Here is an 11,826-nt window from a genome sequence, read left to right as displayed (position 1 = left end):
GTTTGATGCCTTCGCCCACGGCGTCGACATCAACATGCAAGCACTGACCAAATACGTTGGCGGTCACAGTGATCTGCTACTGGGTACGGTTTCTGTCAATACGGAAGCGTTGAAAGAACAAGTCGGCGGTACCTTCAAGCAGCTGGGCCTTGCCGTTTCTCCGGACGATTGCAACTTGGCGCTACGCGGCCTGCAAACTCTGGCAATTCGTCTTGCACACCTAGAGAAATCAACGCTGGAAGTGGCGGAGTGGCTATCCACCCACCCTGCCGTGTCGCAAGTCTTCCACCCTGCATTCCCGTCTTGCCCGGGCCATGAGATCTGGAAACGTGATTTCACCGGTTCAAGCAGCGTGTTCTCTTTCTTGTTCAGCGACGACTACACCGCCGAGCAAGTGGAAGCCTTCATCGACACCCTTGAGATGTTCAAGATCGGCATGAGCTGGGGCGGCGTCACCAGTTTGGCGCTGGTGTACCCAAACATTGAACGTCCGGGCAAAGATTACGCGGGTCGCTTGGTGCGCCTGAACATCGGCCTTGAGCACACGCCAGAGCTGATTGCAGATTTGGATCGTGCGATGACGGCCATCCTGCGTTAATTCGCCGACGCGACAAATAAAAAACCAAAACCAGCAACACCAAGCGTCAAGCAAACAGATTAGCAAGGGGGATGCCGCCCCTCATTCGGCATCCCACTTGTGCAACGCACAACCTAATAAAAACAACATCATACAATGTGATACAAGGTAAAAGACAATGACAACACCAATGCGTGGTTTTACCCAACAAGAATTTGAACACCGTACCGAGCGTGCACAGAAAGTGATGCATGAGATGAAACTCGATGCGATGATTTTCACCACTGAACCGAACGTACGTTACTTCACCGGCTTCCTTTCACAGTTTTGGCACAGCCCAACTCGCCCTTGGTTCGTGATTGTACCCGCTGAAGGCAAACCGATTGCGGTCGTGCCTGAAATTGGCGCCAAGGGCATGGGTAACACCTGGCTGGATGACGTCATCACATGGCCAGCCCCTCGCCCAGAAGACGACGGTATCAGCTTGGTGGCTAACGTACTGAATACCCTGCCAAGCCGCCATGGCCGTGTCGGTGCCACACTGGGCATTGAATCGCACCTGCGTATGCCAGTGAACAACTACCTGAAACTCACCACCATGGTGAACAAAGAATTCGTTGATGTTGCCCTTGCGATGCACGGTCTGCGTCAAATCAAATCCCAAGCGGAAATCGCGAAAACCCGCGAAGTCTGCCGCATCACTAATATCGGTTTCAAGCGCATTCCTGAGTATGCCCGTGTCGGCATGACAGAGCGTGAAATTTGTAAGCAATTCGGCATGGACATGCTGCAAGCCGGTGCAGATGCCTGTCCATTCATCATCGCAGGGTCAGGTCCAGACGCGTACGACGACATCTTGATGGGGCCAACGGATCGTGTGATTGAACACGGTGACGTGCTACTGATTGATACCGGCGCCGTATGGGATGGGTACTTCTCTGATTTTGACCGCAACTGGGCCTTTGGCACCGCAAGCGAGCAAACCAAAGCCGCGTACCGCGCGACCTACGAAGCGACCACCAAAGGTTTTGAAGCAGCCCGTCCGGGTGCCACCACCACCGACATCTATAACGCGATGTGGAAAGTACTGGAAGCCAATGGCGCACTGGGTAATGACATCGGCCGTGTCGGCCACGGTCTAGGCATGGAACTGACTGAGCGTCCTTCTAACACCGCGACCGACAACACCGTATTGAAGCCGGGCATGGTCATGACGCTTGAGCCGGGCATGGTGTACGCACAAGGCAAAACCATGCTGCACGAAGAGAACATTGTGATCACCGAAGACGGTGCGGAATGGCTGTCTGAGCGTGCTGAACCTGAACTGATCATCATTAAATAACGTGAAAAAATGCCACCGCGTCTTCCCTCGCGCGGTGGCAAAAAAAGAATAACAACAAGGAAAGAAAGATGAACTTTGAACAATTTGATGCTTTTGAAGTAAAACTGGATTTTGAACCTGCCCCACGCCCTGAACGTACCCACATTGGTTTGGTGCAACTGGCGAACGACCACACCCTTGAAACTGATTGGTCTCACCTATTGCGTGAACAAGCCGCCCTATTCAGTACCCGTATTTTTAAAGAAAACGGCATGACACCGGAAGCATTAGATGCGGTTGCGGCCAGCATCAGCGACGGTGCGGTACTGGTCGGTGATGGCCTGCCAATGGATGTGATGGCGTTTGCCTGCACATCGGCATCGATTGTAATCGGTGAAGAGAAAGTGGCGACGCTGATGACCAAAGGCCGTGGTGACATTCCATCCACCAACCCATGGACAGCCGCCCAAGCCGCATTTAAGCACCTTGGTGCGAAACGCATCGCGGTCTTATCACCGTACCCAACGGATGTGAACTTCCCACTGCGCGCGCAACTGATTGATGCCGGTTTTGATGTGGTCGCCCTTGCCGCTTTCGGCATTCTTGATGACAACATCATCCACAAAGTTCCGCTGCAATCGTTCGAAGAAGGCATTGAGATCCTCCTGAAAGACAACGATGTCGACGTTATTTTCATGTCGTGCACCAGCTTGCGTGCCGTCGAGAAAATCCAGCATCTGGAAGACAAGTTCGGCGTGCCAATTGTATCAAGCAACTCGGCGTTATTCTGGCACTCCATGCACTTGTGCGGCAAAACAGCGGTTTGCCCAGGTTACGGAAAACTGCTTTCAGGCACTGACATCTAATTTCATTTAAAGGACGGATTCATCATGTTAGAAAAACAAAAAGGCTGGATAGCCGCCATCTTCATCGGTTTCTTATGGGGTACACCGTGGGTTGTGGGTACACCACTGATGGAAGTCATGGACTCCAAAATGCTGGTTTGGCTGCGCTATGTCGTGGCGTCAATTACCCTGTTCGTGATTTTGCAGGTTATGCGCAAGTCGATTGCCGCTGAAGGCTACAAAAAATTCAGCTACTCGTGGGATAACCGCGTCGATGTCGTCAAAACGTTCGCGTGTGGTTTTATCGGGCAAGCGTTGTTCAGTTACTTTGCTTTCTTGTCACTGGACTACATCACCGCGTCTGAAAACGGCGTGATCATGGGCCTGATCCCGATTCAAATTCTGGCCGTGGGTTTTGTGACCCGTGGTGAGCGTTTCACCCTTATGCAAGTGGGCGCAGCCTGTTTGGCGTTCGCCGGCGTGACCATGCTGGTTTACGATCCAGCGTTGAACTCTGATGGCTTTAGCATCGGTCATTTGATTGCCTTCATGAGTGCGTTTGCCTTTGCTTCAACGGCCTACACCCGTGCGGATTTGGCGAAGAAATACGGTTCTATTTCTACCATGTACCACCAGTTCATCTTTGCGGCAGTGGGCTTCACTTTCGTCGTGATGTTCTATGGTCTTGATTTCACCACAGCACTGGGCGCATTTACTGCACCATCACGTATCCTGAGCATCTTCATTCTGGGTGTGTTCATCTCGGGTATCAGCTACTTGATCTACATCTACGGCATCACCAAAGTCGGTGTAGACGGTACGGGTATGGCTCTGAACTTGATGCCACTTGCATCGTTCGTATTGGCCGCCGTTGTATTGTCTGAACCTGTGACGCTGTGGAAGTGTGCAGCTATCGCAATCGTTGTAGCAGCGTTAATGGTCTTCGTGAAAGCGACGGCAAACCGCAACAAAGCTGCAGCGGCGCAACAAGCGGTCAATGCCACTGTCGCGACTGACATGGCGAACTAATTTCTCCCTCTTCTATTAACAGAGCAAGGTCATCCCGTGATCTTGCTCTTTTTTTGCCTAAGTGAATGTGATGACGATGAATACGCAAACTATTAGCACCAAAGATATGATCGAATGGCGTCAATTCCTGCATACCACCCCAGAAATTGGCTTTGAAGAAACCGTCACCTCGGATTTTATTGCCGACAAATTGAACAGCTTTGGCATTGAGGTCCACCGTAATATCGGTAAAACCGGCATGGTCGGCATCTTAAAACGTGGCACGTCCGATCGCTCAATTGCCTTGCGTGCCGACTTTGATGCGATTCCCGTGCAAGAACAGAACACCTTTGGTTATGCCTCTCAACATGCAGGCATGATGCACGGCTGTGGTCACGATGGGCACGTCGCCATGCTGCTGGGTGCGGCATACCAACTGTCACAAGATACCGCGTTTGACGGCACGGTGTACTTTGTATTCCAACCCGCAGAAGAGCAAGGCACTGGCGCCAAAGCCATGATTGAAGATGGCCTGTTTACCCGCTGGAAGATGGATGCCATTTACGCCATGCACAACCTGCCGGGGCTGGACGTGGGCAGTTTCCTGATCAGCCCTAATTCGGTCATGGCCAGTGAAAATCATTTCAGCATTGAGATCCACGCAGCCGGTGGCCACGCCGCCATGCCACATTTGGGCAGCGACCCGGTACTGGTGGCCTGTAATGTGGTATCCACCCTGCAAGGCATCATCACCCGCAACTTGGATGCCATCCATGAACCCGCTGTGTTGTCGGTCACCGACATTAAAACCAATGGCGGTGCCAACGTGATCCCGACCGTGGTGACGTTGTCTGGCGATACCCGCTGTTTCTCTGATGACACCCAAGCCTACATCAAGCAAGCGATGGAACGCGTGGTCGCGGGGGTCACGGCAGCGGCTGGGCTGGACTACCGTTTTACGTTTGAAAACTGCGTGCTATCTACCGTCAACGACAGTGAAAAGTCAGACATCGCCGTGCGTGTGGCGAAGAAAGTCGTCGGCGACGCTAAGGTAAACGACAAGTGCAAACCCTTCTGTATCTCGGAAGATTTCTCGTTCATGCAACGTGAAATCCCAAGCAGCTACATTCTGGTCGGCAATGGCGCCACGGGCGAAAAAGGCGGTGTGCCTTTACACCTGCCGCATTACGACTTTAACGACGATCTCTTGATGATCGGCGTCGATTTCTGGGTGGAATTGGTGCGCGATCAGCTCGCGGGCTAACCCAAACGCAACATCTCATTGGTGGGACTTTTACTATCAGGCAGACGCTTCTCGTGGTCTGCCTCTCTGTGTACTGAGGGACGTAATATGATGTTATCCGGTAATGGCCTGGCGGTGGTTGCCTTCTTAGTGTGGGGCTTACTGCCGCTGTATTTTCAATACATTCCCAATGCGAATGTGCTCGAAATTCTCTCTATTCGTGTCCTGTTTTCGATCCCCTGTGTGTACTTTCTACTGAAAGCCTTACACATCCCAATGGGGAAAATATGGGCCGCCATGCGCAGCAAAAAAACCGTCTTACTGTGTTTTCTCGCTGGCATGTTTAACTTCCTGTCGCTGTACAGTTTCACGTGGGCGGTCACTCACGAGCAGGTGCTTGCCGCCAGCTTGGGGTATTTCATTAACCCGATTTTCTCCATTATTTTGGGCGTTCTGTTCCTCAAAGATAAGCTCTCCACTTATCAATCCATTGCCGTGGTCTTGTCAATTGCAGGCATTGGTTGCCAAGTGTATTACTACGGGGAATTGCCGTGGCTGTCGCTGATCATGGGCGGAGCGTTTGCGCTTTACGGCTTAATGAAGAAATTTGTCCACCTCGATGCGCTCAGTATCATGATGATCGAACTCATTACGATTCTGCCGATTGCGCTGTGCTTTTTGTTCGGCGATTTGTGGCAGCAAACATCGGTCTTCCAATCTGGCGACAGCAGCAAAATCATGCTGTATTTGCTTTCGGCACCGGTCACGTTAATTCCCTTGGTGCTCTTCTCGATGGCCGTGGAACGCACGAACTTAGTGATGATTGGTTTTATTCAATACATTGAACCGAGCATCCAGTTCTTGCTGGCGGTCATGGTGTTTGGCGAGGTGCTGCTACAAATCAAAGTGATGAGCTTTGGTTTGATCTGGCTTGGCTTGCTGTTGTGCATCATCGAAATGACCTTCAGGAAAAAACAGCCACCGATGGAAAAAGCATTGGGCTAAACCCTACTTTTCACTCACTGCCATCAGCCCGCTCTGCACAACATGGGCTGATGGCACCGTGTTATTACTCGGAATCCTGAGTAAATGGCACGACGAGATATTCATGGATCAGCACATCACCGGCGTCATTCACGGTCACACGCCACGTTTCATTCAGTAAAAAATCCACCGGCTCGCCACCCATCGGGGACGTTGAATGGGTTTGCGCTTGCAAGCGAATACGCATGGTCACGTCATACGTTGCGCGACGGTCAGCGAGAGAAATGGCTGCTGGCTGAACTTCCACTTGCTCAAGCTGATGCTGGCAATCCGATTTAAATAGGCTCAGCGCGATGGCATACCAATCACGGAAACCGTCATGCCCCTGAAACGTCCCTTCCGACATGCTGATCACCACATCGTCGGCTAAGAACGGCGTAAAAAAGCCACTCTCTTCACTCAAGCGGTCAAACGAACCAAACCAATGCGACACAAACTGACGGATATGACTTTCTGAACCGTCATTCACACTCTCTAGCACATGATTCATAATGTTTCCTTTGCTAACATGCTGTTTCTATTAATAGCGCTAGCATACATTGCCCGACTCGTTACGTTTAGCTGCTGTTCACTTAAATCATTATTAGGCAGAGCTTAACAATATACCTATACTGCCTCCCAGATACTGGGCGTTATCACGTCCCCGCTTTAACGGAGACCGTCTCATGAACGGCACCACCTATAACCAATTAACGATATTTCACGCCATTGTGCAGGCCGGTAGCCTCGCGCAAGCCGCTCGCCAATTAGAAATCACCCCCGCTTCGGTCAGTCAGGCACTGAAAGCGCTTGAAAAGCAACTCGGTTTACCGCTGTTTACCCGTTCCACCCGCCACATCGAACTGACGGAAGCGGGGCAACTCTTGCACGAACGAACGCTATCGTCTTTGTCGGCATTAAGCCTTGCCGTCGAGAGCATCAGCGATCTCAGCCACCAGCCGTCAGGTAAAGTACGCATCACCATGCCGCACTTTGTTTATCACTTGCTGATCAAGCCGGTCTATGTTGAATTTTGTCAGCGCTATCCGGCCATTGAACTGGAAATTTCCTTGTCGGATGCCACAGTCGACATCATGCGCGAAGGCTTTGATATGGGGATCCGATTTGGTGAGAAAGTGGAAGCTGGCATGGTGGCACATCCACTGACGCCTCCTATGGACAGAGCGCTGGCGGCCTCTCCGGCGTATGTGGCCCAGTTTGGTCAGCCACAAACGCCCGATGAGCTGAAACACCATCGCTTGGTTCAATATCGCTATATCACCTCAAACCAATTGGCACCGGTCGAAGTGATCCAAGACGGCACCACAATCACAGTGGAGATGGCACGCGCCTTGGTGGTCAACGACACCTACCTCGTGGTGGACGGCACATTAAATGGATTGGGGATAGGGCAATTAATGGGGCCGGTGTTTGAGCCTTACTTTGCATCAGGCGCATTGATCCCAGTGTTACCCGACTACTGGTCTTCCATCTCCGGCGTGCATGTGTATTTCCACCAGCACAGCCAAAAGGCCAAACGTGTGCGTGCATTTATTGATTTCTTACTGGAAAAGCGGGATGAAAAAAAGAGCCAGACCGCATGATCTGACTCTAAATGACTTGAGAGAATGTTATTTGTTTTTTGAGGTGTTGAGATACTAAATATTTACGCCGTACGGCCAGAGAACACCGCACGGCTTTTTAACTACGAATGATGGAATGATGATGAAAGATTACGCCTTAACCGGTGTACCCTGCCCGTTTTCGCTACGCTCTGCGGCCGCTTTATCAAAGCCATCATGCAAGTGATAGTAACGACGGTATACCAAGCCACTCACTGTCATCAAAATCGCTGGCAGGCCAACCATCATGAACTGTAGACCCATAATGGTACTGTCAGATTGCTCTACGTTTGGCACATAACCCACCACTGACAGACCCACACCCACGATGAAGCCACCGGCTGCGCCAGCAAATTTCACTAGCATGGTTTGCACAGAGAAAATCACACTTTCACTGCGACGACCGGTTTTATATTCCCCGTAGTCAACGACGTCTGCCAACATGACGGTTTGCAATGCGTTCGCAATACCCACACCGAACTTGATGGCCGCACCCGCTGCACCAATCAGCAACGCATTACCTGGGGCGATAACCCCCATCACCAACAGAATCACACAAGACAGCACCGGGAAACCGCTCGCCATCAGCCACAAGTATTTACGCGGCATTAAGGTCGCGATACGAGGGAACAAGAACACACCCGCCACTTCCGCAATACCCGCCACCATCATATACACCGGGAACAAATCGGCATTGCCCAATGCGTAAGAGAAGTAGTAAATCGCAAAGCCACCGACCAACAGGTTCGCAATCTGGAATGACAGCACAGTACCGATCAGTGCTTTTAGCTGGTCGTTCTGACCGATAATCACCAATACATCTTTAAAGCTGAATTTTTCCGCCGGTTTCGCATCGGCTGGCGCGGCTTTTTCTTTCACGTTACGGGCGATAAGGAACGCACTCATCACAAACAATACCGCAATCAGCATGGCGACATTGAAGAAGCCTTCACCTTGATCACCGTTCCCCAGTTTGCCGACAATGTGCAGGCCGTACGTACCGGTAATGAACCAAGCCAGACTGGCGAACAGACGCGGCCACACCACCAATTTTTCACGCTCCTGACGTGAGCTCGACAGCGCTGGGATCATTGACCAATAAGGGATATCCATAATGGTGTAGGTTAAGCCCCACAGGATGTACGCCGCCGCCGCGTAAATGTACAGCGCGGTGCCTTCAAACATGTGCGTACTGAACAAGCCCACCAACACGATGGCGTTAAGCAGCGTACCGATCACAATCCAAGGGCGGAACTTACCAAATTTTGTGCGGGTGTTATCCACCACCACACCCATCATCGGGTCAGTAATGGCATCAATAATACGAGCAGCAAGGAAGATGGTACCAACGAACGCGGCTGACAAACCCGCCACATCCGTGAAATAGAACATTAAGAAAATGTAGATAGGCGCACAGGCAAAGTCTTTGCCCAGCGCACCTAACCCGTACGATAACTTGGTTTGTAGCGTAATTTGATCAGACATATTCTATCCTTCCGGTCCGTTCCTGCTTTTCCCTCGCACGGGTTTGCAACACTGACCTTGTGTTTTTAATGGTTATGTCCAGTGTTGCTGCGTTCACCTAACGATCGCGCATTGCTGTCACTGCACCTTCAGTCCGATGACAAATGTACCCACTCTGCCACTTGGAATCTGTGATCCACTGCCTCTTTATGGAAACGTTTACAACCAGATCGATAAAGTGAGATCCAAAGCGCCATTTTTATACATCTGACGCATTAAATACGCGTATTTTCTGATTTTGACGACTATTAAGACGTAAAACAAGTTGAAAACGATTTCATAACTCACATTCCATTGCCGCGTATCACGTCGCCCTCTCCTTTCCTCATAGAACGTTATCCCCATAGAAGCACATAAAAAAAACCGCATGGGCTTAACACCAATGCGGCTGCAAAATGCAAACTTAGGATGAAAGAGAAAAATGGGCGTGTTTATCGCAATAAGCACGTAAATAATGAGGGGGCTATCAGTCAATCTTTTCGCATTTGATCAACATCGCGGTTTCCGCATCCAGAATCGGCATGGTTAAGCCGACAGATTCACACCAGTCACCGGTCAACTCACAGCCGGATTCTGTCCACGGCGGCTGATAATTCACGATATCATCGTAATTGCTTGGCTTATCCAGCACCGTAATGCGGTAAGTTGCTTGTGGATCTAACCCCGGGATACGCAAGTGACCGCTTAATGCATGGGTTGGCATGGCTAATTGCGCCACCAATACCACGGCTTCACTGAGGTCATTGGCAACCACAGCATGCACCTGATGGGCCTGATCATCGGTCGGCACTCGCCAGGTACGGCCACCGTGCAGCAGTGGACGCAGCATTTTGTGCAGCTTGATGTAATGCTCAAACCCTTGTTTTTCTTCCGCCGATTCTTTAACCGGATCCAGTTCAATGCCCATGTGCCCGCACAGTGCCGTTAAACCACGGAAGGCAATGCTGTGACGACGACGCGTGCTGTGACAATGGCTCGCCCCAATGTGGCTGCCCATCACTTCCGGCGGGAAAAAGTAGCTCATGCCGCGTTGAATAGTCTGGCGTTCCAACGCATCATTGTTGTCTGACGCCCAGAAACGATGAGTCCGTTTCAGCACTTCAAAATCAATACGACCACCGCCTGCCGCGCACGATTCAATCTCCACCTTCGGGTGCTTGGCGCGCACTTTATCGACCAATTGATAATAGCGTTGGGTTTGCTGATGCGCAGCCGCTTGGCCGAGGTGTCCTGGCTGCACCACTTCGCGGTTCATGTCCCACTTGATATAGGCAATGTTATACTGGCTCAGGAAATGATCCAGGCGTTCAAACAGAAAATTAAACGCTGCGTTATTTTGCAGATCAATCACATACTGATTTCGGCCCGTCGGCTGATCATAACCGTCAACGGCCAATAACCAATCGGGATGGGTACGGAATAAATCCGAATCTTTATTGATCATCTCGGGCTCAAACCACAAGCCAAACTCCATTCCCAGCGCATTCACGTGTGCCACCACAGGTGCTAAACCTTGTGGGTATTTTTCACGGTCCAAGAACCAATCACCCAGCCCGGCTTTGTCCCCGTTACGGCCTTTGAACCAGCCGTCATCAATGATGAAACGCTCGACACCCATGTCAGCCGCTTGGGTCGCCATCGCCATGATGTAGTCAGGATCATGGTCAAAGTAGATCCCTTCCCACGTATTCAGATGAATAGGACGCGGCTTCTGAGCAAATTCACGCGGCAAAATAGAACGACGCACGTGTGAGTGGAATTGGTGGCTCATGCCATTAAGGCCCTGATGGCTGTAACTGGCGTACAACCACGGCGTGGTCAGGCTTTCCCCCTGCTGCAGGCTCACTTCGCCCGGCAGGTAGATCACTTCCGCCTGCATCACACGACGACCGTCGGCTTTAACGTCTACGCGCAAACGGTGGTTACCACTCCACGCAAAATGGAAGCCCCACACATCACCCTGCATTTCATTGAAATGTGCCGTGCCGGCCACTAAAGCGGGGTAATGTTCATGCGAGGTACGGCCACGGCGGTTTTCCTGCTGGTAACCCCCTTGCGGCAGCGCTTGACGCTCGGTTTGAAATTCTTTGACCCAACGACCGTAAAAGGTCATCAACTCGTTCGCACGGGCAGGCAATGGCAAGGTATTCGCCAAACGGTTCACCTGATAAGCTCCGGCTTTCAGGTTAGTCAGCGTGTGGCGGGTTTTCACCACATCAAACGCATCCAAAAACAGTTCGGTGGTTAAACGCAGACCCGCTTTCGTATCTTCGCTGACAATCACGGTGCCTTCTTCCTGTGGGGTGATCTGGGTGATCACAAACACCGGCGCCCAGTCTTGTCCGTTTCGGTGCCCTTCCAGACCCGGACTGCTGAATACGCCACGCCCCAGTTCAGGGCTTAACGTCATCGCCACGTCGTTATCTAAACGGCCATACGGTACCGGACGTTGCAACGCTAAACGGCTGTTGTCTCTGTTGCCTTTTACGGGTAGCCCCCAATGCAAAATCTCGGCGAAATCCCCCATTTCAACCATCAATTGGGTGTGCGTTCCCACTAATTCAATCAGAGATTTTACCGTCATTTTGCTTTTCCTTGCATAACAGAGGGCCACGCGATGGGCCGTTAATTGATGCGTATCATAATTTAAAAAACGGCAATTA

General features: G+C 51.3%; 10 protein-coding genes. 7 read left to right on the top strand and 3 right to left on the bottom strand.

Annotated elements, in window-relative coordinates:
- The 6 genes from L4C36_RS15455 to rarD form a co-directional block, all read left to right on the top strand.
- The coding region (locus L4C36_RS15455) for a PLP-dependent transferase (RefSeq protein ID WP_428478701.1) at positions 1-598 on the top strand (598 nt) is incomplete at its 5' end.
- A gap of 157 nt (positions 599-755) precedes the next feature.
- Positions 756-1,919 (top strand): M24 family metallopeptidase, encoded by a 1,164-nt coding sequence (locus tag L4C36_RS15450; RefSeq protein WP_428478700.1) that lies wholly within the window; start codon positions 756-758, stop codon positions 1,917-1,919.
- Positions 1,920-1,987: 68 nt separating this feature from the next.
- Positions 1,988-2,764 carry a maleate cis-trans isomerase family protein gene (locus tag L4C36_RS15445; protein WP_428478699.1) on the top strand — a complete coding sequence of 259 codons (777 nt, stop codon included), beginning with the start codon at positions 1,988-1,990 and terminating at the stop codon, positions 2,762-2,764.
- A gap of 24 nt (positions 2,765-2,788) precedes the next feature.
- On the top strand, positions 2,789-3,772 hold the full coding sequence (locus L4C36_RS15440) for a DMT family transporter (RefSeq protein WP_428478698.1): 984 nt from the start codon (positions 2,789-2,791) through the stop codon (positions 3,770-3,772).
- A 76-nt stretch (positions 3,773-3,848) separates the two neighbouring features.
- The gene (locus L4C36_RS15435; protein WP_428478697.1) at positions 3,849-5,015 is read left to right on the top strand and encodes a M20 aminoacylase family protein; all 1,167 of its coding nucleotides are present in this window, start codon (positions 3,849-3,851) and stop codon (positions 5,013-5,015) included.
- Positions 5,016-5,102: 87 nt separating this feature from the next.
- Entirely contained in the window at positions 5,103-5,999 is an 897-nt protein-coding gene (gene rarD, locus L4C36_RS15430; protein WP_428478696.1) for an EamA family transporter RarD, read from the top strand.
- A 64-nt stretch (positions 6,000-6,063) separates the two neighbouring features.
- On the opposite strand, the gene L4C36_RS15425 is transcribed toward rarD, so the two are convergent.
- The gene (locus L4C36_RS15425; RefSeq protein WP_428478695.1) at positions 6,064-6,528 is read right to left on the bottom strand and encodes a nuclear transport factor 2 family protein; all 465 of its coding nucleotides are present in this window, start codon (positions 6,526-6,528) and stop codon (positions 6,064-6,066) included.
- A gap of 175 nt (positions 6,529-6,703) precedes the next feature.
- Between L4C36_RS15425 and L4C36_RS15420 the strand changes: the two genes are divergently transcribed.
- On the top strand, positions 6,704-7,621 hold the full coding sequence (locus L4C36_RS15420; protein WP_428478694.1) for a LysR family transcriptional regulator: 918 nt from the start codon (positions 6,704-6,706) through the stop codon (positions 7,619-7,621).
- Between the two features lie 129 nt (positions 7,622-7,750).
- Here L4C36_RS15420 and melB read toward each other — a convergent pair whose 3' ends face one another.
- The gene (melB, locus tag L4C36_RS15415) at positions 7,751-9,124 is read right to left on the bottom strand and encodes a melibiose:sodium transporter MelB (RefSeq protein WP_428478693.1); all 1,374 of its coding nucleotides are present in this window, start codon (positions 9,122-9,124) and stop codon (positions 7,751-7,753) included.
- Positions 9,125-9,629: 505 nt separating this feature from the next.
- On the bottom strand, positions 9,630-11,747 hold the full coding sequence (locus L4C36_RS15410) for an alpha-galactosidase (protein WP_428478692.1): 2,118 nt from the start codon (positions 11,745-11,747) through the stop codon (positions 9,630-9,632).
- Between the last annotated feature and the right edge of the window lie 79 nt (positions 11,748-11,826).

Origin of the sequence: Photobacterium japonica, assembly GCF_050337005.1 — a bacterium.
Classification (GTDB): Bacteria; Pseudomonadota; Gammaproteobacteria; order Enterobacterales; family Vibrionaceae; genus Photobacterium; species Photobacterium japonica.
This window is presented reverse-complemented; position numbering and strand designations above follow the sequence as displayed.